The organism is Flavobacterium sp. B114r, assembly GCF_056824125.1.
The window spans coordinates 4913183-4938770 of record NZ_CP124858.1; the positions used below are offsets into that span (position 1 = coordinate 4913183).

Consider the following 25588-nt stretch of genomic DNA (forward strand, 5'->3'; position numbering starts at 1 on the left):
TCTGTCAATCTAAAAAGTGATAAGAAACATTTTGACAGTTAAGAGAATACCTAACTTTATTTGATTCTTAAAATAATAACAATGAAAGAAAATACAGTTAAATTTGATAAAGTTCTAAATGCCAAAACTGAAAACAGAAATGTAAACCATGAACCTGATTCCAGTAAAGAGCAGCAGCGCAATACACCTGAAAAATCAATGCCGTTTTCGGATCAGATTGGAAACTATCAACGCAATATAGGGATTCCCCTAAAATCGTATAAAGACAGTAAAGTTTATATTATAGGCAGTGGTATCGCCGGTATGGCAACAGCTTATTACTTTATTCGCGACGGGCAGATTCCAGCCAAAAATATTATATTTCTAGAACAACTTCATATTGATGGCGGATCTCTTGATGGTGCCGGTAATGTCAAAGACGGCTATATCATAAGAGGCGGCAGGGAAATGGATATGACTTATGAAAACCTTTGGGATATGTTCCAGGATATTCCGGCCCTTGAAATGCCTGCTCCTTACAGCGTTTTGGATGAATACCGTCTTATTAATGATAATGACTCCAATTATTCCAAAGCACGCCTTATCCATAACAAAGGAGAAATAAAAGACTTCAGCAAATTTCGCCTCAACAAAAAAGACCAGTTGGCCATCATTAAACTTTTACTAAAGAAAAAGGAAGAACTGGACGATTTAACTATTGAAGATTATTTTAGTGAATCCTTTTTAAGCAGTAATTTCTGGACGTTCTGGCGTACTATGTTTGCCTTTGAAAACTGGCACAGTCTGCTTGAACTAAAATTGTATATGCACCGTTTCCTGCATGCTATTGACGGCTTGAATGATTTTTCATCTTTGGTATTTCCCAAATACAACCAATATGACACTTTTGTAACACCACTGCGTAACTTTCTACAAGAGAAGGGTGTCACCATTGAATTTAATACACTGATAAACGATTTGGATATTCTTATCAATACTGATGGGAAACTAGTGAAGGGAATTATCGCAGAAAGGGATGGCAAAGAACTAAAAATACCGATTGGAAAAGAAGATTATGTGATTGTAACTACTGGATCAATGACCGAAGACACTTTCTATGGCGACAACAAAAAAGCTCCTGTTATTACAATTGATAATCAAACCAGCGGAAAAAGCGGTGGATGGAAACTATGGAAGAATCTTGCCACTAAATCAGAGGTTTTTGGCAAACCTGAAAAATTCTGCAGCAATATCGAAAAATCATCCTGGGAATCAGTGACCTTAACCTGCAGGCCTTCCGCACTCGTGGAGAAACTTAGTGAATATTGTGTGAATGATCCTTACTCCGGAAAAACGGCTACAGGAGGAATTGTCACCATTACAGATTCAAGCTGGCTAATGAGTTTTACCTGTAACAGACAGCCCCATTTTCCTGAACAGCCGGATGATATTCTGGTACTTTGGGTATATGCATTGTTTATGGACAAAGAAGGAAATTACATTAAAAAGACAATGCCTGAGTGTACCGGAGACGAAATCCTTGCCGAATTGTGTTATCATACCGGGATCATCGATCAGTTGGATAATGTGATCCAAAACACGATTATACGTACGGCCTTCATGCCTTATATTACTTCGATGTTTATGCCAAGGGCAAAAGGTGATCGTCCAAGGGTTGTTCCTGAAGGATGCAAAAATCTGGGACTAATAGGTCAGTTTGTAGAAACAAATAATGATGTGGTTTTCACGATGGAAAGTTCGGTAAGAACTGCGAGAATAGCTGTTTATGAATTATTGAATCTCAACAAACAGGTACCTGATATCAATCCTCTGCAATATGATATCCGCCATTTGTTTAAAGCAGCAAAAACACTCAATGACAATAAGTCCTTTTTAGGAGAAGGCATATTAAGAAAAGTTCTCAAAGGAACTTACTTCGAACATATCTTACCGCCAAATGTAGAGGAAGATGAAGAACACGAGTCTTTTTTAACAGAACAGGTAAGCAAATTTAAAGATTGGCTCACAGGTGTAAAAGAGTAATACCTACTTTAAGATTTTATTTTGCAATCTTAACATTTATCAAAAACGGAAGTAGGATTTACATAATTAAGTAAATCCTACTTCCGTTTTTCATGCTAATATAACTGCTTCTCTTCTCAATCGAAAAAGATCTAGATAGGCAATATGATATGAAATTCCGCGCCAATATTTTCTTCGGCTTTAGAGAAAATAATTCCCTTGTGATTTTCTACTATTTTTTTTCCAATTGATAGTCCAATACCAGTACCTATATACACTTCATTATTGTGAAGTCTTTGAAAAATAGTGAAAATCTTATTTTCATATTGCTGATTAAATCCAATGCCATTGTCTTTTATTATGATCTCACAATATGCTAAACCTGGATCCAGATCCGGATATGTTTTAACTTGTTTTAAAGTCAGTTTTTTGGAACTTATCTCTATTTTAGAAATTGAATTGTCTTTTTTATAAAACTTAATGGCGTTACTGATTAAATTATAAAAAAGCTGATTCATTTGAAGCGGAATTGCATTGATAACGGGTAAATGACCCACTTTTATTTTAAAATTGCGTTCCTGAATCAGCAACTCAAAATCAATTAAAATATTGTCGATAACCGTATTCAAATCAGTGGCTTTAAATTGCCTATCGGGATTGTCAAGATAAGAATAGGCCAATAAATCTTTAATAAGCGTATTCATCCTAATAGATGATTTGCTGATTTTTTCAAGCAGCAAAAGAGCCGGATCAGAAATTTTTTCCTCCATTCCTAAAAGCCTGCTGATAAACATCAATATTTTACGCAATGGCTCCTGCAGGTCATGACTGGCCACATAAGCGTATTCCTGCAACTGTTCATTGGCTGTATGCAGGTTTTTTACAGAGTTTTCCAACTCCTTATTGGACGTGAGCAGGTCTACCGTACGTTCCTGAACTTTAACTTCTAAACCATCGGACATTGCCTGTAATTTCTTTTCAATCTTCCTGCGTTCGGTAATATCTTCAATAGCCAGCAGAATTAATTGTTTTTTACTGGTTTCATAAGTGACTTGTCTGGCATTTAGAAGCAGAATACTTTCGCCGTAAGGCAAAAGATTTACCGCTATCTGATAATCATCAAGTTGTGTTTTTTGCTGAAGTACTTTTTCTAGCATGGCGCGCATTTGAATATCATCAAAAAGATGATTTTGAATTTCATATATGAGCCTGTCTGCTGCCTCTTCTTTGGTAATATTATATTTTTCAGAAAATGCCCTGTTGATGTTTTTTATTCTAAGCTTGTTATCCAAAACAACTATAGGTTCACGAAGAGTTGCCACTATTGCTTCTGTATAATTTTTTGCAATATTAATTTCCTGTTGCTTGTTTAATAGTTCCTGATTGATCTGCGATAGTTCTTCATTGCTGGATTGTAATTCTTCTTTAGAAGTTTCCAATTCTTCGTTCAGGCTTTGCAATTCCTCGCTTCCGCTTAATAATTCCTCATTAGCCCTCTGCAGTTCTTCATTCGAAGCTTCCTGTTCTTCACTAATCGCATTTACGTCATTTCGTATTTTTTCCAATTCTTTTTCAAGCTGTGCGATCCTTTTTAAATTGACATCATTACGGATTTCTTCGTCCGTCATATTGTTTGGGGATATCACTGGTTGGATATTGTTTGTTTTATAAAACAATATTAGGAAATAGGGCTCTGAAGTATCTGGCAGCGGCTGTACTTCGATTGTAACTTCACTTATAACTTCTTTCCTTTTAACCTGTATTGCTTCTTTTTTTACAAGCGATCCTGTTTCTTTAGATTTATGCAAGGCATTACGAAGTTCAAAAGCCAATCCTTCTCGAACCATTTTCAGCAAATTAAAAGTAGGCTTGCCCTGTGAAAATTTAATAAAATCAGTAATATCTCCAATAATATGTAAAATATCCACCTGTTCATTTACTATGACACTTACTGGTCTATAATTCGAAAGTAAAATTAATTCTGCACTTTTTATAAAATCTTCTTTTACGATTTCTTTTTTGGGAAGTTCTGATTTAAAACTTTTCAATTTGTCACTAGTTCCTACTCCCCAGCGAGATTGCACTGATCTTGCTGAAACCTCTTTTCTTGTATATATTTTTCCGGCTTTATCAAAAGACTGAAAAAGTTCAACGGCCGGAATAGCAGTTTCTGATTTTCCTAAAAGTAAAAAACCGTTTTCTTTTAAGGCATAATGGAATGTACTTAAAGACTTTTTCTGTAAAAATGCATCCATGTAAATAAAAACATTCCTGCAGGTAATCAAATCCATTCTGGCAAATGGAGGATCTGTCAAAAAATTATGAACAGCAAAAACGCATAAATCCCTAATTTGCCGTTTAATAGTATAACCGTTGGTATTGGATGTAAAATACTTGGAAAGCGTAGCTTCAGAAACATTACGCATTTGAGATTTTCTATAAAATCCAGCCCTAGCCTTGGCAATAGCAACTTCTGAAATATCCGAAGCAAAAATCTGAATTTCTTTTCCCTGAAGATTTTCTCCCAAAAATTCATGAAGGGCAATAGCCAGCGTGTAAGCTTCTTCACCGGTAGAACATCCTGCAATCCAGATTCGTATTGCATTTCCTTCCGGTACCCTGCCCACTAATAAAGGGAAAACTTTTTCCCTCATCATCTGAAAAATTTTAACATCCCTGAAAAATTCCGTTACCGGTATAAGCAGATCGTTAAATAAATCTTCAGAGGCCAATTTATCACCTCTCAATACTTTAAGATAATCCCTCAGATTGACGATTTTATTTAATGCCATTCGTCTGGCAATACGTCTGCGTATCGTAGTTTGTTTATAATAAGCAAAATCAACCCCGCTGTGGTGACGCAGAATTTTAATAATTTCATTAAATACTGCCTCATCATTAAGTTCATTATCTTCACCGGCAATCGCTTTTGCATTACAAAGCTCAATTAATTTCGCCACTATTTTCACTGGTGATAATACGTAATCAACAACTCCGGCATTAATTGCATTTTGCGGCATTTCATTATAAGAAGCGTCAATATCCTGAGCAAAAGTTATGCCTCCGTGTTCCTTAATCGATCCCAAGCCAAGTGTCCCGTCAGATCCATTTCCCGAGAGCAATACTCCGCAGGCCAAATTAAGATGAACCTCCGCCAATGAATTAAAAAAAATATCGATTGCCTGATTTTTAGTATCTTTAAGACGTGGACTTAGTTTTAGTACTCCATCAAAAGAAGTCAGTATTTTGTTTTCCGGAATAACATAAATAGTATTTGGGGCCAAATGAATATCGTCGGTAATTTCAATAATTGGTATTCTGGCTACGCGAGATAAAAGCTCTGTAAGTATACTGTCATGCAATGGATGTAAGTGCTGAACAATGACATAGGCCATTTCTGAGTCTTCAGGGATAGCATCAATAAACTGGGTAAAAGCCTCAAGCCCTCCTGCCGAAGCTCCAATACCAACAATAGGAAAGTCCTGGCGTGTAGCCTTGGGCAAGATGTTTTTTTTATGTTGCATTACTTGTAATTTAATTCTGTTGTAATAAGTTACCTCAAAAGTGCAAGAGTTTAATTAAACCGTAATAATAAAAGATTCTAATTTGGAATATTTCAGCTGTTCTTTCCAATCCATTTCGATAACTTTTCTTATGAGTTTCTTTAACTCGTTAAAATCAGTGGGCTTCACGATATAGGCATTGGCACCTGATCCAAAAGTGTTCTTAATACCTTCTTGAGATGATGAAGTGGAATAAATGGCAATAATAGGAATGTCCTTAAATAAAATGTCTTCTCTAATTTGTTTCAGGGTTTCAAAACCTGACATAATCGGCATATTAAGGTCTAAAAATATGATGTCAGGGATAATACGATTTTTATCATAAAGATAATTTATAAGCTCAAGTCCATTTATACAAAATTCAACAGTCACATTAAGATGAAGATCCGCTACTGCATCTGCAAAAAATTCCCTGTCATCCTGATCGTCGTCAGTGAGTAAAATCCGTATATTTTCTTTATTATCCATTAGTTGTTTATCAATTATTTCAAATGTACGCTTTAATCAACGTTAAGCAGTTTATTATTGTTTTAACTGTAAATTAAAACCTAAGCAGGCACCGATCAGCGCAATTCTGTTGCTTTGCAAATCTTCGTCGATAAATCTCATTAGATTTCATATCAATCAAATTCTACAAAAAGTTTATTATCCACTTGCCATACTCCGGTTGTATTCCATGCTATCTTTTCTGCCTCTTCCTTCTGAAGAAGAGAACTAACTATACCACTAAGGAAAATCGTTTTACCATCAACTCTAACTTTAATATTACCGATATCAAGTATCCAGCTGCGCTTAAGCGCTTTCTCTACAATCAGTTTCTCCAGTTCATTATTTATTTCAGCTTCAATAATTATTTTGTCCATAACTCCTCTTACACCTTCCAGATTTCGGATGGCATTCTCTGCGGCCTTCCTTTGGAAATTCCAATGCAAAATACCATCAAGGGTTACCCATCCGTCTTGGACTGTAACTTTTAATCTGTGATTAGGTATAACCCATTTTTGCTCTAATGCTTTAATAACTGCACTGGCAATCTCTTTATCACTTTTAATTACTGAAAAAGAAAGGTCTACCCTCACGTCATCTATAATGGCCCTAACCCCTGATATATCCTTAATTGTATGTTCAGCTTCTTTTTTTTGATTATAATTATCTACAGTTCCTGCAAGAGTAACAATTCCATCTTGAACACTAACCTCTATTTTATTAGAATCTAAAATAGGTTCCCAATTTATAGCTTCCATAACTTCTTTACGTAAAACATCGTTACTTTTTTTCATTAGATTTTTCGTTAATATTTTTCAACAATAAGCATTGATATACTTGTTTTTATAAGTATAATAATCTCTATATCGGTAGGCAAAATTGAGACAAATAGAGCTGAAAAAAAATGATTTCTGTCAATCGAAAAAGTGATAAGAAACATTTAATATATTGAAGCAATAAGGACAATTATTTACTTATACCATTATTTGGTTGTATTTACAACCTGAACTTTTGTGGGCACTTTTTCTATCGAGAGAAAAGAATTCAATAAAAGAAGAACAATAGCTACAAGAATGGCAAAAGTGGTAAGACCCACTCCTTGCATGTACCTTTTACTCGCTTTTAACGTTGCTTTATTGTTTTTTATGTAAGAAACTTTGTTTGCTTCAATTTCATAAAGTAATATATCTTCATACGACTTCTTTAATAAGGCTTCATACTTGGTTACAGATAAGGCCTGATCCAATGGTTTACTTCTAAAAATACTGAGCATTAAAAGGATAGAACTGATAAAACATGCGATAGGTATAATCGTAATTAATTGAATACTTTGATTAGCCCCCTCTAAACTATTTAAGAAAAAAGGAATAAACAATACTGTAAAACCAATAATGGTACCTGCATAAGAATGCTGCTGACGATAGGAGTCTACTTGTTTTTCGATAACTTCTTTAGAATTCAGGGCTAGAAATTCTAAATATCTAATGTCTTTCTCCATTTAAAATAATTTTAAGGTTTTAAAGCTTGTAAAAAAATCCTGTTGAAAATTATTTTTCAACAGGATTTAATATATTGTTTTATGCTTGTTCCATATACTTTATCCCCTAATTATAAATAAGTTAAAAAAACTTTATAAATTTATATACCCTTAAAAATGATAAATACCGGTAATATTCTAATAATAGAAGATGATGCAGATGAAAAGGTATCAGAGATCTTTTAATAAATCTTCTAACTTATATTTTTCCTGAAGATAGTCTTCTTTTAATGAGTCAATTGTATGCTTTAGAGCTGGATCATATTTTTCAATATGAATTGCAAACCCTTTAATATATTTTACTTTTTTCTTCAATTGATCAAGATGCTGTTGAGCTTCTCCAATGCATGAATTAATATACTCACGCTCATCTGGCGGATGAGCTTCCACTTCGGTTCTCTTTTGCTTAATAGTCTGTTGTGCCAAAGCCATTATACTGTCTGATTCCCTATTCATTAAAAACCACTTCCTAACCATCCTATCACTGATGCCAGAGATTTCAGACGAATCTGTCTCCATACCACTTTCATTTGAACCTGTCCAATCCTTTTGCTGGCAAGAGTATAAAAGTATAGCCGTGACAACAAGCATACTTAACTTCTTTTTCATCTGTTTATTTGTTTAGTTATTCCTGTAAAACATAGTGTTGAAATGCTATTTATAGCCGAAGATTTTAGGTTCATCATAAAATTAATTATAAGGCCCAAACCTTGCAAAGACTTGAAAAAATACAGGATTATTTCGTGAATAAAATTAGATTAAAAAGACGTCTACGAAAATGATATTTATCAAATTAATATGTGATATACAACATATAATCCCCAACAGGACATCCAAATAAAAATACTCAAGACATCAAAATACAGCCACTACCAGTAGTAAGCCAATCTCTTCAAATCGTCCATAAAATTTACAGAAATTTGTGCATATCCTGTCACCACAGCCAAATGGCACCAATTAAAGACAATTGGCGCCTTATTTTGCTTAAAAAAATTTTAATCAATGATTAGTGATTTTTTGTTTTCATTTCCTTTTTTATAAGACATAAGAGCCAGAAAATATTTTACAAAAAAACTTTATTTTTTGCACCACCTGTAAATTAGAAATACAACAATTGAATTCAAATTTACATTTCTCCAAACGCAAAATAGGGCCTACAGCCCTTAGCCCCGATAGCAGTGGAAATCCTTTTGTGCCGGGATTCGACGCAAAAGATTGCAACGTATAGCGGGAAAAGCTCCTAAAAGTTTATGGGTGATGCTATGCAATTGGACATGAAATCCTATTAACAGCTGATAAATAAAAAATAAGGCATTTTTTAACAGTTGCTTTATTCAATGGCTAATTTAGGGTGAATTGAAGTAAAAAAACAATCAGATTTAACATTTAGAACCATTCTACTGAGTAGGAAAAAACTTCCAGTAACAACTTTATCGCCCTTTGTTTTTAAACAGCCTTTTATCTTTGTGCAGGTAAAACTTAAAAGTATTTTGGCAAGACTTAACTATTTACAACATTTCTAAACAACCAGTTACCTCAAAATATCATAAGAATATTAGTTATATTTGAATTGTGAAAAAACAACTGTCCATATTATTTTTATCTGTTTACCTGCTGTCTATAACACAGCTGGGCGAACTCATAAAACTGCCTGTAATGGCAGAACATTATATGGAACATAAAGAACAAAATCCTAATTTAACTGTTCTTGAGTTTTTATGCATTCACTACCAGGGACCAGATGTATTTGATGCCGATTATGTAAAGGATATGAAACTGCCTTTTAAATCGCACGCCAATATCAGTTCTGTTGTATTTTATCCGTTGACACAAGAATACAAAACCATGCAAAAAGTAAATTTTACGTATAAAAAACAAAATTTATATACGTATTCTTTCTCCTATTTATCTATTTCCCTTTCCTCTGTCTGGCAGCCGCCCAGAGACTGTTAATCGTTTTTTATCGGCTTAAAACTCTCACGTCTAATGGCGCGTGTTTTTGCTATTGCTTATTTTTTAAAGCGGCGATTAACAAAACAAGCTTATGCTTACTAAAATAATTGCGTTTTCCCTAAGCAATAAACTCATCGCAGGGCTTTTTACAATTGCCGCGACTGGTCTATCAAGAGCAATGCCGAGAGGAAGAAGCATCGGGCTCAGCCAGCGCATTGCCCGGATAAAATGGAAAACAAAGAAGAATAGAAAATCAATACTTTAAAACAAAACATTATGAACGGAGCGCATTATCACTTAGTATTGAACCACCTGCCTATTATTATACCCATTGTAGGTTTATTGGTTCTCATAGGTGGATTTATAGTAAAATCTGAAATTGTAAAAAGGACAGCTTGCTGTATTTTTATACTGGGGGCAATTACGGCATTTGCAGCAACAGCAACAGGGGATGGCGCCGAGCACGTGGTAAAACAAATTGAGGGAATCTCTAAAAATTTAATCCATGAACATGAAGAAAAAGCAGAGGTATTTGCTTTACTATCCTATGTACTGGGCATCGGTTCGATAGCTGCTTTATGGAGCAATTGGAAAGAGAAATCGTATGCTGATTATATTGCACTGGCTCTGATGGTGTACTCTCTGGCAGTTTTATACTCTGGCCGGCAGACAGGCACTACAGGGGGAGAAATCAGACATTCTGAAATCAGATAATATACTTTGATCCTTTCATTAAAAAAAATATTTTAAATATGGGTATCATTAGAGATCAGGCAAATCTCCAGATTATTCTAAAAAAGGCTGACTTAGATATACATAGGCTTAATGATCAAAAAATAAAAGCCTTTTTTGAATTTTTAGGATTGAAGGACCGTGAGGATATCCCTAAGAATTTTCTTGATTGGGAAAACATTCTTGTTGTAGTGCCAAATCGCGGAATGTTACATGAGATTATGAAATACAAGGATTCAATATCCCGGATTTCATTTGTTACAAACACAAATGCCAAGCAGATTCATATTTATGATATCAATGACTGGAAAAGCGCTACACAAAACAAAACAGCATTACAAATTAGACAGTTTCTAAAAACTAATTTTGGAGGTGTTCCAAAAACCTCTGAAGATCCGCATTGGATTAAACTACTATAAAATTAAAATTATGCATGTTGAAAATCATTATATCAATAGAAGCGGATGGCTCAGGGCAGCAGTTCTGGGGGCAAACGACGGAATTTTATCGACCACCAGTTTAGCCATTGGTGTGGCTGCGGCAAGTGTTACAAGAGAGCCTATTTTACTGGCTGCCGTAGCGGGTCTAACAGCAGGTGCGCTTTCTATGGCAGCAGGTGAATATGTATCGGTAAGTTCCCAGTCTGATGTAGAAACTGCAGATTTGAAAAGAGAAAAAATCGCTCTTGAAACCCTGCCGGAAGAGGAACTGGAAGAACTCACCGATATTTATATTCAAAGGGGATTAAATAAAGAACTTGCCAGGCAGGTTGCTGTGGAATTAACGGCTCATGATGCCCTTGAAGCCCATGCGAGGGACGAACTCGGAATTAATGAAATCACACAGGCCACCCCCCTTACAGCAGCTTTTGCATCGGCCATATCCTTTATTATTGGTGGTTTATTGCCGCTTTTGGTGGCCATTTTTGCCCCTATAAAAGAAATGGTATTTTATCAGTATGGTTTTTCAATACTCTTTTTGGCATTATCGGGAATGCTGGCCGCAAAAGCCGGCGGATCCCATACGCTGAAAGCGATATTGCGTATCTGCATCTGGGGCACCTTTGCCATGGCAGCCTCGGCATTTGTGGGCTATATTTTTGGTGTTCAGACTGCTTAAAAAAACAGCTTTTTATTTGGTTTAAAATTTAACCGAATCTTAAGCAAGTTTAAAAAATAAGATACCTGACAATTCGTTATTTCGTATATACCTAAAAACAAACTGAAAAATGAAACTAATTACATTATTTCTGTTATTAACAGTGCTTCCCATCAACTGGGAACCTGACTTTACTAATGCCAAAAAAACAGCAAAGGAAAAGCACGAGTTAATTCTACTGAACTTCTCCGGTTCAGACTGGTGCGGGCCTTGTATTGTAACGCGCAGAGATTATCTTGAAAGCCCGGCATTCACAGAGATGGCCAATGAGAATCTGGTACTGGTTAATGCTGATTTTCCAAGAAAAAAGAAAAACATAGGAACGCCCCAGCAGGTAAAAAGAAACGAGGATTTAGCCGAGATTTATAATAAAGAAGGAAGTTTCCCTCTAACCCTGCTTTTGGATGCTGATGGTAAAGTACTTAAAACCTGGCACGGAAAACCAGAAACTACTCCTGAGCAGTGGACTGCCGAAATAAAAGCAATCTGTGATAGCAAAAAGTAATATATTAAAAAATAAAAAATATTCGCAATCCCTAAAACTCATGGGAAACAACTTTACAATTACAGTTGTGGCTGAAAATGAGAAAATTGGGAATGAGAATATTAATCTTGCTATTGAAGAAATCAGACGGATCGAAAAACTTTTGACTACTTATAAAGATGATAGTCAGACGAACCTGATTAATGAAAATGCAGGAATTAAGCCTGTTAAAGTAGATCTTGAAGTTTTTAATCTTATCGAAAGATGTATTGGAATTTCAAGAATTACGCAAGGTGCCTTTGATATTTCATACGGAAGTATCGATAAAAGTCTTTGGAATTTTGATAAAGCCATGACCAAATTACCAGATGCCGAAACAGCACTCAAAATGGTACATCTTATTGATTATAGAAATATCATTTTAGATAAAGAAAACTCAACCGTATTTTTAAAAGAAAAGGGAATGCGAATTGGTTTTGGCGGAATCGGAAAAGGTTATGCTGCCGAGATGGCAAAACAAATACTTTTAAATCATGATGTTGAAAGCGGCATTATCAATGCCAGCGGAGATCTTTCGGCCTGGGGATTACAGCCTAATGGCAAAAAATGGACCATTGGCGTAGCAGATCCTGATGCTCCAAATGCGGCATTTTCTTATATGGAAATTTCCAATAAAGCAGTGGCAACATCCGGGAATTATGAAAAATTCGTGACCATTAACGGAAAGAAATATTCACATACTATTGACCCAAAAACAGGATTGCCTATAACAGGAATTAAAAGTGTAACCATTATTAGCGGGAACGCAGAATTTGCAGATGCAATGGCAACGCCAATAGCAGTTATGGGTATTAAAGCAGGCTTGTTTTTAATAGATCAGATAGCAGATCTATATTGTATAATAATCGACGACAACAACAAAATTTACACTTCAAAAAACATTAACCTGAAATGAAAAAGCCAAAACAAAAAGCGCTCGTACTATTTTGCAGCATTGCTTTTACGGGCATTCTACTCACCTCCTGCACATCGGTAAAAGAATACCAGAAAGGAAAAATCAACGATTCTGAAATGGTCCTTTCTAACAGAAAAATCGAAAAAACAGAACTTAGTTTTCAATCCTACCGTGAAGGAGCTTCCGGAGCAAATTCAGGAAAAAGCGGCGGTGGCTGTGGCTGTAACTAATTTTCATACTCTTAAAAAATGAAAAGAATATTCATTACAGGATTTGCCTTACTGGCATTATTTCAAACAAGAGCACAAAATGTTCCTACAGATTCTACCAGTTACAAAAGCAAAAAATTAAAACTGGAAGAAGTAAATTTAGTTTCCAGTTATTATAAGCAAAACGGAGACAATTCGGCCGTTACAGGAGGAATTGGTTCTGAACATCTTACCGATATTGCCAATACCATTGACGTAAAATTGGTAAAATATGGAGAAACCGGAATCAAACATACTTTTGATATTGAAGCTGGAATTGATCATTATACTTCTGCCTCATCAGATATGATTGATTTGAGTGCCAATTCATCTGCATCTTCTTCAGACAATCGTTTTTATCCTTCTTTGACTTATTTAAGAGAAAATGAAGCAACAGGAAGAACAATTGGTCTTGGAGTTTCATCATCCACTGAATTTGATTACCAGTCTTTTGGGGGAAACATTAGTTTTTCCCAAAAAACAAGAGACAGGAACGGAGAGTTTACAGCTAAATTTCAAACCTTTCTCGATCAGCTGAAATTAATTGAACCTGTTGAGCTTCGTACTCCGGGTCAGGAAGGCTACGGAAGTGCAAACCGAAATACTTTTGCAGGAACTTTAAGTTATTCTCAGGTGGTCAACCAGCGATTGCAGGTAATGCTTGTAGGTGATGTGATTAGCCAAAACGGGTATTTAAGTCTTCCGTTTCACAGGGTTTATTTTACTGACGGATCTGTACATCAGGAAAAAATGCCCGATACAAGACTCAAAATTCCATTGGGGATCAGGGCAAGTTATTTCCTGGGAGACAATGTAATCATTAGGGCTTATTACAGATATTATACTGATGACTGGAGCTTAAAAGCACATACTGCCGATCTTGAAATTCCTGTAAAATTAACTCAGGCCTTTTCGATAAGTCCGTTTTACAGGTATTATACTCAAACGGGAACGAAGTATTTTAAACCGTATGGCGAACATTCAGCAGCGGACGAATATTATACCAGCAATTATGATTTATCTAAGTTTGACAGCAGTTTCTTTGGGATGGGAATGAAATTCACTCCCTTAAACGGAATATTCGGTCTTAAACACTGGAATACATTGGAGATTCGTTACGGGCATTATACCAGAACGACAAATATGACTTCGGATATTATCAGCATCAATATTAAATATAAATAGAGTATAAAGTCAAATTTAATAACAAAAGCCCTATTATAGCGCTTTTGTTATTAAATATAGCTAATCATCAACTCTTGCTTTTAACTTTATTACATTATTATTATCAGAAATCTTTTAATGCATCTTCTAACTTATATTTCTCCTGAAGATAGTCTTCTGCAAATTCCGGTTATATTGATCACCCCATTCCGTTTTAAAGTGAGCACCTGATTCCAGTTCAAAATGACCACCTAATTCCGGAGCAAAATGACCACCTCCGTTTTGATTAAAAACTATATTTTTTCATCTGTTAATTAGTATTCAAATATAATAAAATATCACTCTTTGTTTATTCCTCTTTTCTTTCTCATCGATTCTCCATGTAATTCAAGCCTGTGAGATTGGTGTATCAGTCTGTCTAATATTGCATCTGCTATCGTTTTTTCTCCAATTATATCATACCATCCTTGAACTGGGATTTGTGATGTCACTATTATAGAGCCGTTATTATGCCTGTCCTCTATGATCTCCAAAAGAGTAATTCGGTTATGGCTGTCAAGTGCCTGAAGCCCAAAATCATCAAGTATTATAACATCCTGTCTTTGTATTTTGGTAAGTTCCCGCAGATAAGTACCATCTGCTTTAGCCATTTTTAGTCTAGCAAACAATTTTGAGGTATTAAAATAACTTACCTTAAAACCCTGTATACAGGCTTGATAACCTAATGCGGTACCTAAATAACTTTTACCGACCCCGGTACTTCCAGTGATTAAAATGTTTTCATTTTTCTCTATAAATTCGCATTCTGCCAGACGCAGTACCATGTTTCTGTCCAGATTACGTGATACATCAAAATTGATACTTTCAATATTTGATTTGTAATGGAATTTGGCATTAGTTATACTTCGTTCAATACGACGATTGTACCTTTCATCCCATTCTGCATCAATAATCATCGATACAAACTGGTCAAGGGTATAATGATCTGTTTTTCCGCTTTCAATGGCTGTTTTAAAAGCATTAAACATGCCATAAAGCTTCATTTGTTTCATTTTGGTTACTGTGGATTCATTCATTTTTTCAAGATTTAATTTAGTTATAATAATGTTTTCCTCTTATGTTACTGTGATCGGGAAGTTCCTGCTCAGGCTCTTGATCAAAATCAATATGATCCAAGTTGTTTTCTAAAATATTTTGTATGGTCTTAAAATTGTAAATTTTAAAATCAAGTGCCCGCCTGCAGGCATTTATTAATCGCTGTCTGCCTACCTTTTTTTCAAAATTCAGTATTCCTAAACAACTTTTATAAGCCTGTTCTGGATGATTTCTGCTTTCGATTATCTGCATTATATATTCTCCCACTGACTCATCAATATTATTAGCCCATTCAATGAAGCGGGCAGCACTCCATTGGGCTACAAATTGATGTGTACTGGCTAAATGCTCAGGGGTTGTTGTATAGACATAAGGTTTGTAGTTTCTTGGATGTACAGCTATTCGATTGTATTTATAATAAATCTCTACCGTTGATTTGGTATATAACAGCTTTGCTTTCTTTTTTACATATTGATACGGAACGCTGTAATAGTTTTTGTCCTGGCTTAATTGAACATGACCGTTTTGCATTACCGTTGCAAAAGACTGGTATTTAATTTCAAAACGATCTTGTGGCAGTGGACGCAGTTTTTCTTTTTCGTCTTCTAAAAATAATTCAAAGCGGGAATAAGGGCGTCCTGTTAGTTTTCTGTTATTATGAGAGTCAAGTAAATCCCAGATCTGCTGATTTAATTGTTCCAGAGAAAAGAACTTGGTTTCTTTTATGGTTACATAAATCCTTCGATATAATATCTTAACAGCTCCTTCAACTAATGATTTGTCCCTGGGCCTGTAAGCTCTGGCAGATAAAATTGTAGTTTCGTAGTGTTCTGCTAAATCAGCCAGGGTTTCATTGATTGTCGGTTCAAAACGACTGCTTTTTATTACTGCAGATTTTAAATTATCCGGAACAATGGCAGCAGGAGTACCTTCAAAAAAGCGCATGGCATTCTCTACTGAGTCAACAAAGTTTTCCTTTTGCTGGCTCATGGAAGCTTCAGCATACGTGTATTGGCTAGCGCCTAATATTGCTACAAAAAATTGTACTTCTTTGACTTCTCCGGTATCTATATCAATAATTGAGAGTGTCTTTCCGGCATAATCAACATACATTTTATCACCAGCCTTATGGTTCATATGCATGACCGGATTAACTCGTTTGCCCCATATATTGTAGTGATAATGAAATTGTGAAGTTCGATAACCATCAGGATTTACAGCAATATATTGTTCCCACATATGCTGTACGGTAACGCCAACTTTTTTTAGTTCACGTTCCATTTTAGGAAAAAAATCATAAAGTGTCTGTAATCTCGGGCTAATGGCCTCTACACTAGTCTGGGAGAATAAAAGTTCCAGCTCTGCATCGGTTTTTTGGTCGATTAATTCAAAGCTTAATCCGAGAACTTCAAATAAAGAAATATATTTCTTTACCGTATTTCTTGAAAGGGATAAGTAGCTACTTATAAATAACTTACTCTTTCCATTACAATAGAATTTAATTACTTTTCTAATTTTACTCATGTCTGTTATTTTGTTTGCCATAATCCGTATGTTTTTAACGAATGTATGGTTCTAACAACATGAAAAAATCAATAGTTTTTAATCGTTAATTAACCACAAAACTTGGTGGTCAATTTGCTCCGGAATTAGGTGGTCAGTTTGCTCCGGAACGGGTGGTCAATTTACTCCGGAATTAGGTGGTCAAATTGACCGGTTTTTCCAATCAATGATCAAACTCCAAATGCAATTTTAGGATCTTGGACTTGGCAAAAATCAATAGGGCAAGATGGAAATTATATCTCCACCCCAAAGACTCTGGGTCATACTAAAAAAATAGTTTTTACTCCGGACAATAAAGTTACTACCTATATGAATGATATAGAGCTAAGGATCAGCAAATATGTTATTAGCAAAGGCATAAGCGTTTATGATAATAAAGAGCATGATATGGTCATTTTTGAAGGTCTAACATATATCATTGAAAATCCTGACAGTAAAACTCTTACTCTTACAAATAATATTATAAACGGCTATAGTTCTTCGTATAAGAGGAAAAAGTAGTCTCCCAAAAAAACATACTAACAAAATTATATTTCATCAAGCTGGAGTGGATACCTCTTTCTCCATATGCGGAAATAAAATTTAAACCCTATTTAATTTCCTCAAATCATCCGCAAAATGGTTTGAGAATTTTCCCGTCAGGGCTACTAAGACAAAGCTTCAGAGAAATCTGAGGCTTTTTGTTTTAAGCGAAAACTTAAAAAGTCAAGAGACTTTTATAAGGTTTAATTTTCATAAAAATGCCCCCAAATAGTGTCTAACTTTTTGAGGGCAGTTCAGAGACATTTGCGCAGCATTATAAGTAATACTTCGGAGAGCGAGGGGAATTTCAAAAGTAGGCGAAAACAAGCAATTACTTATAGCCATTGTTGTACAGTGTTTTTTATTCAACTGGTATGCAAAAGTCAACAATAGCTTTCCCTTCAGTATGTTCATTAAAATTATTATAATAAATTTCAAAAGGCTCTCTGTCAGCTTTCTTATATCCATTTTCGTTCATCCAGACAAATAATCCAGTCCACGACTTTTCAAATTCGTTTAATCCAATTTCAAAACTTCCAACGATAAATTTTCCAGCTTCTATTGTTGTCAGTCCGATTTCTCCATTTGTTTTCACTGCCTTATCAAGTAAAATCGAAGCACTCATCCTTACTTTGTCGGCTTCAGTAACTTTAAAACTGTCGTGATAAACCGTTATCATTTTTGTTTGGTCGTTCATTAATCCTTTTGGTGTTGCCCATTGCATTAATTTTCCATAGGCATTCTCAAGGTTATGAGGACCAATACTTGATACATAAGCCAAATCTATTTTTGACATTTCTTTAATTTCAATTTTTGCGTTCATTTTTATCCAATTTTTAAGATTATTAATGACACAAATGTATTTTTTATAGTCAGGATATTCTTGTCCATTCTTGCTTTTAAGTTGACGAATCTTGCTAAATCTATTTGGATTTTGGTTTTTAAATTCAGTCGGGCTTACTCCAAAATACTTTTTAAATGCTTTGGAATAGGAAGAATTATCACTAAATCCATATTTATGTGCTATTTCAGTTGCTGTTATGTTTTTATGTAACAAATCAGATGCTGATTTTTCTATTCTTCTTCTTTTTACGTATTCATGTAGAGTTTGTTCTGTAACAAATTTGAAAACTCGATGAAAATGAAATGATGAGAAAAAAGCAATTTCCGAAACTGCATTTAACGATAAATCCGATTCCAAGTTTTTGTCAATAAATTCAAAAACTTGGTTAATTCGATTTTTATAATCAGCTTGTATTTCTTTATCAGTTACTGTCATTTCTTAAATGCTATACAACTTGTTTATATGTGTGACAAACTACACAAAGCTATCCAAATTTGGGTAACTTTATGTGATAAGTTATTAAAAAAATATCAAGATGCAATGGGATAATATTATAATAATCTTCAATTAACTGGTTAGATTTTTGAATGCGTTGCGCTACAAGTATAAAGCTTCAGAGAAATCTGAAGCTTTTTTTGTATCATAAATTTGATTAAATTTTAGGTGCGAAGTCAGATACATGCGCACAGCATTAGTTTTAATTAGAAGATATGACTCTTTTAGTTTTCTATCAAAAAATTAAGAAGTTAAACTAAATGAAGATCTCTCGGAAAATAAGTAAATTCTCTAATCGTTTTTTGGAATACTTCATTTCTGTAATTTTCTATTCTCTCTATCCAGTTTCCTTGTTCATCATATTTGTATTCATATGTCCTATCGGTTGTTTTAGTAAGATTATCATGTACATCATATTCATATAAATGATGTGTACCCATATATCCCTTTGGAAGAGAAATTTTGTTTTTTAATCAATAAATCTTTGGGTTCTGTCGCATCTGTCAGAATCAAATATAAAAATTTAAGTCATTTAAAAGTTAGCCCGCCAATTTACAGAATGATTTAAACATAGATATTCCTGGTCTAACCATCTGACTCTTTCTTAGCATATGTACAACTTCAATTCCACTCAAGGTTCGTCTGGCCGATTCAAAACTTTTAAAACCTAATCCGTTTTGTATGCGCCACTTGATAAAACGATGATCTTGTTCTACAATATTGTTGAGATATTTACACTGTCGGATTTTAATCTTTGAGAATGAACGCTTGTTATAGAATTTGATAGCGGCAGTATTTGAACCACTTTTATCAATATTTATTACTCTTGGCTTGTAGTTATTATTAATTGCTTTAATTAGAAATGACTGAGCACTCATTCTCTGTCCTTTTTCTGGTCAAAAGAAAGTCTACTGTATTGCCCAATTTATCTACCGCTCGATATAAATAACACCAAATACCTTTTACTTTAATATAGGTTTCATCCAATCTCCAACTCGCCCCCACTCTGCCTTTTCTCTTCTTAATCTCTGACTCAAGCAAAGGTGTAAACTTATAAACCCAGCGCTGAATATTAGCATGATCAACAGAAACTCCTCGCATTTTCATGATCTCTTCAACATCCCGATAGCTTAATGTAAACCTAAGCTTAAAATATACGGCCTGCAGTATAATTGACTTCGGATAGCAATGACCTTTAGTATTCATGAGTTTAAGAATTAAAAAGGCAAAGATAAAACTTAGCTTTAGATGCGACAGAACCACATCCGCCAGCCCCTGCAGTGGATTTGGGTATTTAGATTGGAACCTATAGCGGAAAGAGCTCCTAAAAAATAATCTTAAATACACTCCCGCTAATCAATCCAATTTTAAATATAGGCAAGTTTATAAAGGTCTCTTATGAGCTAAAAAAAAAACGCATGCATGGAGATTTTTTGCCAAGACCTGACAGGCCCGGCCTTGCTTTTGCCAAAGGACACGGACTACCTTTGCTCGTGAAATAAGACAAAAGCATACAGGGTCTCTGATAAAAACAAAAGGGAAGCAGTTGGGATACTGTGGATAAAGAGCACTAGGGGAGAAAAGCAGTGAGCTTGGGCATGAATTCCAAAAGATTCGCTTAAAAAAGCTTACTAATTGCACAAAGCCAACTAAAAAAAATTGTATTATTGCCATTTTATGGCTGGTATAAATTAGTTGGCAGTAATTGAAAACGAAAAAGAAATAAAAAAATGAATTTTGAAAATTGGGAGTATGATGTGATTACAACTGTTTTTATTTGTGTTTTATTACCACTATTCCTTTATTTTTCATATTGGCTATTTATCAACGGAATTATTGGGTTACATCGAATGGAAGAAAGTACGAGATGGAAATATTGCATTGGAGAAGTTAAAAACGCTGAAATAAAATATATGCAATTTTCTAACGATGGTGATACTGATTATCAATTCACGTTAAAAAAAACATATAAATATGTTGTAAACAATATTGAATATGAATCAAATCAAACTTACGCAAGTGCTTCTCTATTTGAAAAAGAACATAAAAGTTTGGATCAATTTCCAAAAATCGATGAAATCTTTTTAAAAAGTAAACAATTCATTCAAATTGAAAAAGAAAAAGAAATCCAAATAGGAAGAAAAGTAACCGTTTATTATGATAAAAACAATCCGAAAAAATCTTGCCTGATAAATAAAATCAATAAACAGATTTATTTACCAATATTTATGGGATTTTTTTTTGGATCGGGACTAACCATTTTTGCGTTGAAACTAATCGGAAGTTTAACTCAATAAAAAAATCAACTACTGCCAACACACCCTACAAGCAATTTGGGAATTTTGGCTTAATGGAAAAATTGGTTTGTATTTGGAAGATTTAGCAAATCCGAAAAATAACGATAATTTACCCCCAAACTTCTTGTAGTGCCAGAACGTCAGGCTGTGAAAAAACCTCCTTTTCTAATTAAAACCTCCAAATTTCAAGGTACTACAATTCAAATAAATCGTTATACTGAACCCCTTTTTTTTAGGCTGCCAATTTCTCTGGATAAAAATTAGTTGTTGTATGAAGCTTTAAATAACTCGTTTTTAGTAAAAACAAGACTTTTGTCTTATAGGGTGAGTTCCATTTTTGGAGTTTTGCAATAAGTTCGGGGACGCCGAGTATATTGATACTGCGTTTGATGTTATATACTAACATAATTAAGCTGTGTTCTCCGTTTACTTTTTCTAATCCTGTCAAATTGGTGTGATTGTAGCCCCATTGCCGTTTGATCGTACCAAAGATGTGTTCGTTGATTTCCTGTCGCTTACGGTAGAGTTGTGGGTTTTCCCCATAGCGTTTGTTGTTTTCTTCTACAGCATCAGCATATTGGCTGCGGTCTATTTCCCTACCTGCTGCTCTACTGGTACATAAATGTTTTACGGGACATTCTTTGCATTTGGGTGTTCGGTACTTTTTAAAATTATAGCTGTCTTTATCGGTCGTTTTTTTATGCCAACTACCCGTAGTTTTTAGTATTTCACCTTGCGGACAAGTATAAGTATCGGTAGTTTTATCGTATCGGAACCTGGCTACCAAATAATCCTTGGTGGTGCCGTTTTCGTTACTTTTTCCTTGTTCGGGTTGCGCTACAATGGTCGTTATGTTGGCTTGTTTACAGATTTCTATTTGTTTCCCGTTATGGTAGCCTTTATCTACCAAAGCGGTATAGGTTTCAATTCCTAAATTCTCTTTGGCTTCAAGGGCGATAGCAGATAAAGCGCTGCGATCGTTTTTATTTATAGTATGAGTAGCTACCACAAGATTGTGCTTAGCATCAACGGCTGCTTGTATATTAAATGATATTTCTACTACTTGTCCTTGTACTAATAATGCTCTGGCATCGCTATCGGTAGTGCTTATTTGAGGCTCGCCGCTGGCTTTTAGTTTTTTCTTCCAGCATCTCATAGCGAAGTTTGTTTTGCTTTAATCGTTCTATTTTTTGTTGGATGTTTTGAATTTCAGGTCGCTTTTCATTGGAATCATTTTCTTCCAAAGCATCAAGATATTCCTGAGTTTTGGCTTCAATATATGCTAGGTGCTTGTCAATTTTTTTTTGATTAAAATTAGCTTTTTTACTGTTGTGAGCGCGGCTCTTGGTGCCGTCAATGGCAATGGTTTCGCCACTTATCAAATCGGCATCTTTCAAGAACGAAACAAATAGTTTGAATAGTTTGTTCAAGGCGACAGGATTATCTTTTCTAAAGTCTGAAATGCTGTGGTAGTTCGGACGAATGTCTTCCAATAGCCATTGTATTTCTATATTTCTAAAACATTCTTTTGCTAATTTTCGAGAGCTTCTTATTCCATTGAGATAACCATACAAATAGATTTTAAGAAACGCCTTGGTATTATAACTCGGGCGACCCTCTTTTTTGAGCGTTTTAACTTCAAAACCAAGCTTAGATAAATCTACAAACGATACAAAAGCATCTATAAAACGAACCTGATTATCGGGACTGATAGCGTCTTCTAAACTTGAAATACGCATCTGGTGGCGGGAAATTCCTGATATAAATTGCATTCTTAAAAATACGAAAATTCCTGTTTTAGCACAACTTTTTTGTTATATTTGAGGTAATACAAACGGAAGTTTTTTCAAAGACTGTCGTTATAGGCAATGAGTGCCTCAGTATTAAAAGTGGTGAAAAACTGTAGATTTTAAACTTAAAAACATGCAAAAATATATTTTAATTTTATTGACAATATTATTTTCAAATAATTTAATCTCCCAAACTATAATTCAAGAAAACGATAGATCTAAAGCATCAGATTTAACAGGCGATTTTAAGGAAGGCTTGGCAAAAGTTAAAAAAAATAGTAAATGGGGATTTGTTAACGATAAAGGAGAAGTTGTAATTCAATTAAATTATGATTTTGTTGATGATTTTTCCGAAGGTCTGGCTCCAGTTAAACAAAATGGGAAATATGGGTATATTGATAAAACTGGAAAGGTTGTTATTCCAATAAATTTGAATTACTTATCTGTTGGACGTTTTTATGAAGAACGAGCTTTTTATCTTGATTCTAATAGGAAATTTGGATTTATTAATAAATCCGGAGATGTTGTAATACCTTCAAATTATCAATCTATAAATAATGGATTTAAATCTGGGTATTGTTTAGTTTCAAATAATGATTTGTGGGGCGCTATTGATATTGAGGGTAAAATCATTGCGCAAATTCAATATATTTTGTTTGAAAATTTTTCAGAAGGTCTTGCTGTTGTTGTAAACGAAAATGGAATGTATGGTTTCGTAGATACAAAAGGTAAAGTAATAATTCCTTTGAAATATAAAAGCGCAGAAAATTTTAAAAATGGGAAAGCAAAAGTTTCCGATAACCACAAGACATTTTTTATTAATATGAAAGATAAAAAAATATAATTTACTTTCGATTGAGATAAAAATACCAATGCTAACTTCCTATAACACCTACTACAACGGATTTGGACAATTGGCTTAGTGGAAAGTTGGCTTTGTATTTGGGATGGTTTGCTTCGCCTGTTCGCTATCGCTCGGGTGGCAAATCCGAAGAATGGACTTAATTTAGTTCCAAACCTGCTGTAGTACCCAAAGGTTAGTCCTTATATTGAGAAAGCAAAGAGTTTAAATTAATTATCTATGAACGTGTTTAATCCTGATGAATTTCCTAAAAACTTAAATGACGAGGAAATTGAAATATTATCCCAGCTAGTTATTAAAAATCCAATATCAGATTTATGGAAGCAGATTGCCAGTAAACTAACTTCTGAACAAAAAGTAAGAATCAATAAAAAAATTGACAGTAAAAAATATTCTGAATCAGAAAAACTGCCCTCATTCCATAAAAAAGCAATGGATGATCAAGAAAAGAAATAGAAAATTAGATACAGCGCCTAACAGCCGTTTGGCGATATTTTTTTTGCCTTAATGGAAAGTTGGTCTTGCATTTGGAAAATTTGTGTTTAACCGAAAAATCTCCCTCATAATTGCCAAACCCACTGTAATACCAGGACGTTGTGCGATACTACCCTAGCCCCGATTGCTTCGCCAGTTCGCTTCGTTCGTGTGCAATGAAAATCCTTTTGTGCCGTGGTTCGGCACAAAGGATCGGAACGGATAGCGGGAAAGGCTCCTAAAAACTAACAATAAACCTATACTAATATTAACTTGCAGCCATACAGTGATACTGCCCGCAGTCCCTCTCACTGGGATTAAATCAAAAAGATTTAATATTATTCTTATATTCGCAAAAATCTTACAATCGGCATACGACTAAAAAAAATCGTAGTGCTACGATTTATCGATGCTATAAACTAAGCTCCAGGCAATGCAGACGATTATAAAAAACCACATTACAAAAATACTGTTGAAATAATCTAAACTATAAATTAGAAAAATGAATAAAATCACATTAACTTTTTTAGGCCTATGTCTGACACTTTTTACTTTTGGCCAGGGAAAGAACCAGAAAAAATGGGAGAAAGTTGCTACAGAGATGACCAAAGCAAACCAGGGCGACACCATTTCCGTAAGGTCAAAAGCTATTTTGGAATGGTCTGATTTTAAAATGCCGCCTGAAGTAAACAAAGATCTGCATGTTTATCCGGAATTGACATTTGGTGTTTTTACCAAAAAAGTAAATGTCTGGACAGGAACTATTACTGTTGAATCCTATGGAGGAATCAGAAGGGATTTATCCTGGGTTGAACCCGAATATAAATCCCAGCAATTATTGGATTACCTGCAGCTGAAATATAACATTTCACATTACTTTGCAAAAAAATCAGAAAAAGAAATTAACAGCGGGAAAATAAATGCTGGAAATGTAAATAAAATTAACGCAATTATAGAGAAACATTTAGACGCGAGGGACAAAGCTATTAATGAATTTGATACAGAGTCTAGTTTTGGAAACAATGCTGAAGCTCTTAATAAGTGGAAAGAAAAACTCCGCCAAAACGAAATATAAAACGCACCGCCTGATGCAGCTGCTGCAACGGATTTGTGCAATTGGCTTAATTGAAAGCATTTCTAAAGCAGTGCTAAATAAGGATTACGGAAACGTGGCAGTCATAATCCAAACACTGTAATATTTCTTGTAAACGCGACTGCCTGTAAACAATCAAATTCTTAATTTCCTTTATGCAAAATTCTACGAAAATTCTACTTGCAATTCTCTGTTTTATTATAGGGATAGCAACTAATATTGTTACATCGGGAATGCACAATGACGCAATTTCATTAATGAGCTTTTTGATA

At 34.6% G+C, this 25588-nt stretch carries 25 protein-coding genes; 13 read left to right on the forward strand and 12 right to left on the reverse strand.

Annotated features, from left to right (window positions below):
* Positions 1-81: 81 nt before the first annotated feature.
* Complete coding sequence (locus QLQ94_RS20515) at positions 82-2022, forward strand: oleate hydratase (RefSeq protein WP_271337355.1); 1941 nt, start codon at positions 82-84, stop codon at positions 2020-2022.
* Between the two features lie 131 nt (positions 2023-2153).
* Here QLQ94_RS20515 and QLQ94_RS20520 read toward each other — a convergent pair whose 3' ends face one another.
* From QLQ94_RS20520 to QLQ94_RS20540, 5 genes are all read right to left on the reverse strand, one after another.
* On the reverse strand, positions 2154-5525 hold the full coding sequence (locus QLQ94_RS20520; RefSeq protein ID WP_271337354.1) for a CheR family methyltransferase: 3372 nt from the start codon (positions 5523-5525) through the stop codon (positions 2154-2156).
* A gap of 54 nt (positions 5526-5579) precedes the next feature.
* The gene (locus QLQ94_RS20525) at positions 5580-6032 is read right to left on the reverse strand and encodes a response regulator (RefSeq protein WP_271337353.1); all 453 of its coding nucleotides are present in this window, start codon (positions 6030-6032) and stop codon (positions 5580-5582) included.
* Positions 6033-6184: 152 nt separating this feature from the next.
* A complete protein-coding gene (locus QLQ94_RS20530; protein WP_271337352.1) occupies positions 6185-6844 on the reverse strand; it encodes a BON domain-containing protein in 660 nt (219 codons plus the stop codon).
* Between the two features lie 188 nt (positions 6845-7032).
* The gene (locus tag QLQ94_RS20535; protein ID WP_271337351.1) at positions 7033-7548 is read right to left on the reverse strand and encodes a hypothetical protein; all 516 of its coding nucleotides are present in this window, start codon (positions 7546-7548) and stop codon (positions 7033-7035) included.
* Positions 7549-7758: 210 nt separating this feature from the next.
* Positions 7759-8196 (reverse strand): hypothetical protein, encoded by a 438-nt coding sequence (locus QLQ94_RS20540; RefSeq protein WP_271337350.1) that lies wholly within the window; start codon positions 8194-8196, stop codon positions 7759-7761.
* A 1047-nt stretch (positions 8197-9243) separates the two neighbouring features.
* Here QLQ94_RS20540 and QLQ94_RS20545 point away from each other — a divergent pair.
* From QLQ94_RS20545 to QLQ94_RS20580, 8 genes are all read left to right on the forward strand, one after another.
* Positions 9244-9540, forward strand: a complete 297-nt coding sequence (locus tag QLQ94_RS20545) for a hypothetical protein (protein ID WP_271337349.1) — start codon at positions 9244-9246, stop codon at positions 9538-9540.
* Between the two features lie 276 nt (positions 9541-9816).
* The gene (locus tag QLQ94_RS20550) at positions 9817-10254 is read left to right on the forward strand and encodes a hypothetical protein (RefSeq protein WP_271337348.1); all 438 of its coding nucleotides are present in this window, start codon (positions 9817-9819) and stop codon (positions 10252-10254) included.
* 38 nt (positions 10255-10292) lie between these two features.
* The gene (locus tag QLQ94_RS20555; RefSeq protein WP_271337347.1) at positions 10293-10691 is read left to right on the forward strand and encodes a hypothetical protein; all 399 of its coding nucleotides are present in this window, start codon (positions 10293-10295) and stop codon (positions 10689-10691) included.
* A gap of 10 nt (positions 10692-10701) precedes the next feature.
* Entirely contained in the window at positions 10702-11391 is a 690-nt protein-coding gene (locus tag QLQ94_RS20560; RefSeq protein ID WP_271337346.1) for a VIT1/CCC1 transporter family protein, read from the forward strand.
* 109 nt (positions 11392-11500) lie between these two features.
* Positions 11501-11935 (forward strand): thioredoxin family protein, encoded by a 435-nt coding sequence (locus tag QLQ94_RS20565; protein ID WP_271337345.1) that lies wholly within the window; start codon positions 11501-11503, stop codon positions 11933-11935.
* Between the two features lie 40 nt (positions 11936-11975).
* Positions 11976-12869, forward strand: a complete 894-nt coding sequence (locus tag QLQ94_RS20570; protein ID WP_271337344.1) for an FAD:protein FMN transferase — start codon at positions 11976-11978, stop codon at positions 12867-12869.
* Positions 12866-13099 carry a DUF4266 domain-containing protein gene (locus QLQ94_RS20575; RefSeq protein WP_072965097.1) on the forward strand — a complete coding sequence of 78 codons (234 nt, stop codon included), beginning with the start codon at positions 12866-12868 and terminating at the stop codon, positions 13097-13099. Before QLQ94_RS20570 ends, QLQ94_RS20575 begins: the two co-directional genes overlap by 4 nt.
* 18 nt (positions 13100-13117) lie before the next feature.
* Complete coding sequence (locus tag QLQ94_RS20580; protein ID WP_271337343.1) at positions 13118-14302, forward strand: DUF3570 domain-containing protein; 1185 nt, start codon at positions 13118-13120, stop codon at positions 14300-14302.
* Between the two features lie 317 nt (positions 14303-14619).
* Here the strand turns inward: QLQ94_RS20580 and istB are convergent, their stop codons facing one another.
* The 5 genes from istB to QLQ94_RS20605 all read right to left on the reverse strand — a co-directional run bounded on the left by istB (position 14620) and on the right by QLQ94_RS20605 (position 20006).
* Positions 14620-15357, reverse strand: a complete 738-nt coding sequence (gene istB / locus QLQ94_RS20585; protein ID WP_056251131.1) for an IS21-like element helper ATPase IstB — start codon at positions 15355-15357, stop codon at positions 14620-14622.
* A 16-nt stretch (positions 15358-15373) separates the two neighbouring features.
* On the reverse strand, positions 15374-16921 hold the full coding sequence (gene istA / locus QLQ94_RS20590) for an IS21 family transposase (RefSeq protein ID WP_482498382.1): 1548 nt from the start codon (positions 16919-16921) through the stop codon (positions 15374-15376).
* 901 nt (positions 16922-17822) lie between these two features.
* Positions 17823-18740, reverse strand: a complete 918-nt coding sequence (locus QLQ94_RS20595; protein WP_271336693.1) for an AraC family transcriptional regulator — start codon at positions 18738-18740, stop codon at positions 17823-17825.
* A 311-nt stretch (positions 18741-19051) separates the two neighbouring features.
* Complete coding sequence (locus QLQ94_RS20600; RefSeq protein WP_271336692.1) at positions 19052-19240, reverse strand: hypothetical protein; 189 nt, start codon at positions 19238-19240, stop codon at positions 19052-19054.
* A 99-nt stretch (positions 19241-19339) separates the two neighbouring features.
* Positions 19340-20006 (reverse strand): IS6 family transposase gene (locus QLQ94_RS20605; RefSeq protein WP_271336691.1). Its coding sequence is split into 2 segments (ribosomal slippage): positions 19340-19684 and positions 19686-20006, totalling 666 coding nucleotides; the frame shifts between segments, so codons are not numbered across the junction.
* 524 nt (positions 20007-20530) lie between these two features.
* Between QLQ94_RS20605 and QLQ94_RS20610 the strand changes: the two genes are divergently transcribed.
* Positions 20531-21097 carry a DUF3592 domain-containing protein gene (locus QLQ94_RS20610; protein ID WP_271336690.1) on the forward strand — a complete coding sequence of 189 codons (567 nt, stop codon included), beginning with the start codon at positions 20531-20533 and terminating at the stop codon, positions 21095-21097.
* 232 nt (positions 21098-21329) lie between these two features.
* Here the strand turns inward: QLQ94_RS20610 and QLQ94_RS20615 are convergent, their stop codons facing one another.
* Positions 21330-22253, reverse strand: a complete 924-nt coding sequence (locus QLQ94_RS20615; protein WP_271336689.1) for a transposase — start codon at positions 22251-22253, stop codon at positions 21330-21332.
* Positions 22192-22869: a transposase gene (locus tag QLQ94_RS20620; protein WP_271336688.1), complete on the reverse strand. Its 678-nt coding sequence runs from the start codon at positions 22867-22869 to the stop codon at positions 22192-22194. The genes QLQ94_RS20615 and QLQ94_RS20620 overlap by 62 nt, the downstream gene beginning before the upstream one ends.
* A 151-nt stretch (positions 22870-23020) precedes the next feature.
* Here QLQ94_RS20620 and QLQ94_RS20625 point away from each other — a divergent pair, with 151 nt between their 5' ends.
* The 3 genes from QLQ94_RS20625 (at position 23021) to QLQ94_RS20635 (ending at position 25298) form a co-directional block, all read left to right on the forward strand.
* Positions 23021-23731, forward strand: coding sequence for a WG repeat-containing protein (locus QLQ94_RS20625; RefSeq protein ID WP_271336687.1), 711 nt, complete (start codon positions 23021-23023; stop codon positions 23729-23731).
* 237 nt (positions 23732-23968) lie between these two features.
* On the forward strand, positions 23969-24205 hold the full coding sequence (locus QLQ94_RS20630) for a hypothetical protein (protein ID WP_271336686.1): 237 nt from the start codon (positions 23969-23971) through the stop codon (positions 24203-24205).
* 520 nt (positions 24206-24725) lie between these two features.
* Positions 24726-25298, forward strand: a complete 573-nt coding sequence (locus tag QLQ94_RS20635; protein ID WP_482498384.1) for a hypothetical protein — start codon at positions 24726-24728, stop codon at positions 25296-25298.
* Positions 25299-25588 lie beyond the last annotated feature (290 nt).

Bases quoted from the DNA above. Each gene is read 5' to 3' on its own strand.
- QLQ94_RS20610 (WP_271336690.1), top strand. From the start codon at position 20,531: ATGAATTTTGAAAATTGGGAGTATGATGTGATTACAACTGTTTTTATT.
- istB (WP_056251131.1), bottom strand. From the start codon at position 15,357: ATGAATGAATCCACAGTAACCAAAATGAAACAAATGAAGCTTTATGGC.
- QLQ94_RS20595 (WP_271336693.1), bottom strand. From the start codon at position 18,740: ATGACAGTAACTGATAAAGAAATACAAGCTGATTATAAAAATCGAATT.
- QLQ94_RS20635 (WP_482498384.1), top strand. From the start codon at position 24,726: ATGAATAAAATCACATTAACTTTTTTAGGCCTATGTCTGACACTTTTT.
- QLQ94_RS20600 (WP_271336692.1), bottom strand. From the start codon at position 19,240: ATGGGTACACATCATTTATATGAATATGATGTACATGATAATCTTACT.
- QLQ94_RS20550 (WP_271337348.1), top strand. From the start codon at position 9,817: ATGAACGGAGCGCATTATCACTTAGTATTGAACCACCTGCCTATTATT.
- QLQ94_RS20525 (WP_271337353.1), bottom strand. From the start codon at position 6,032: ATGGATAATAAAGAAAATATACGGATTTTACTCACTGACGACGATCAG.
- QLQ94_RS20560 (WP_271337346.1), top strand. From the start codon at position 10,702: ATGCATGTTGAAAATCATTATATCAATAGAAGCGGATGGCTCAGGGCA.
- QLQ94_RS20620 (WP_271336688.1), bottom strand. From the start codon at position 22,869: ATGCAATTTATATCAGGAATTTCCCGCCACCAGATGCGTATTTCAAGT.
- QLQ94_RS20625 (WP_271336687.1), top strand. From the start codon at position 23,021: ATGCAAAAATATATTTTAATTTTATTGACAATATTATTTTCAAATAAT.
- QLQ94_RS20615 (WP_271336689.1), bottom strand. From the start codon at position 22,253: ATGAGATGCTGGAAGAAAAAACTAAAAGCCAGCGGCGAGCCTCAAATA.
- QLQ94_RS20530 (WP_271337352.1), bottom strand. From the start codon at position 6,844: ATGAAAAAAAGTAACGATGTTTTACGTAAAGAAGTTATGGAAGCTATA.
- QLQ94_RS20555 (WP_271337347.1), top strand. From the start codon at position 10,293: ATGGGTATCATTAGAGATCAGGCAAATCTCCAGATTATTCTAAAAAAG.
- QLQ94_RS20520 (WP_271337354.1), bottom strand. From the start codon at position 5,525: ATGCAACATAAAAAAAACATCTTGCCCAAGGCTACACGCCAGGACTTT.
- QLQ94_RS20540 (WP_271337350.1), bottom strand. From the start codon at position 8,196: ATGAAAAAGAAGTTAAGTATGCTTGTTGTCACGGCTATACTTTTATAC.
- QLQ94_RS20570 (WP_271337344.1), top strand. From the start codon at position 11,976: ATGGGAAACAACTTTACAATTACAGTTGTGGCTGAAAATGAGAAAATT.
- QLQ94_RS20545 (WP_271337349.1), top strand. From the start codon at position 9,244: ATGGCAGAACATTATATGGAACATAAAGAACAAAATCCTAATTTAACT.
- QLQ94_RS20580 (WP_271337343.1), top strand. From the start codon at position 13,118: ATGAAAAGAATATTCATTACAGGATTTGCCTTACTGGCATTATTTCAA.
- QLQ94_RS20565 (WP_271337345.1), top strand. From the start codon at position 11,501: ATGAAACTAATTACATTATTTCTGTTATTAACAGTGCTTCCCATCAAC.
- QLQ94_RS20630 (WP_271336686.1), top strand. From the start codon at position 23,969: ATGAACGTGTTTAATCCTGATGAATTTCCTAAAAACTTAAATGACGAG.
- istA (WP_482498382.1), bottom strand. From the start codon at position 16,921: ATGGCAAACAAAATAACAGACATGAGTAAAATTAGAAAAGTAATTAAA.
- QLQ94_RS20535 (WP_271337351.1), bottom strand. From the start codon at position 7,548: ATGGAGAAAGACATTAGATATTTAGAATTTCTAGCCCTGAATTCTAAA.
- QLQ94_RS20575 (WP_072965097.1), top strand. From the start codon at position 12,866: ATGAAAAAGCCAAAACAAAAAGCGCTCGTACTATTTTGCAGCATTGCT.
- QLQ94_RS20515 (WP_271337355.1), top strand. From the start codon at position 82: ATGAAAGAAAATACAGTTAAATTTGATAAAGTTCTAAATGCCAAAACT.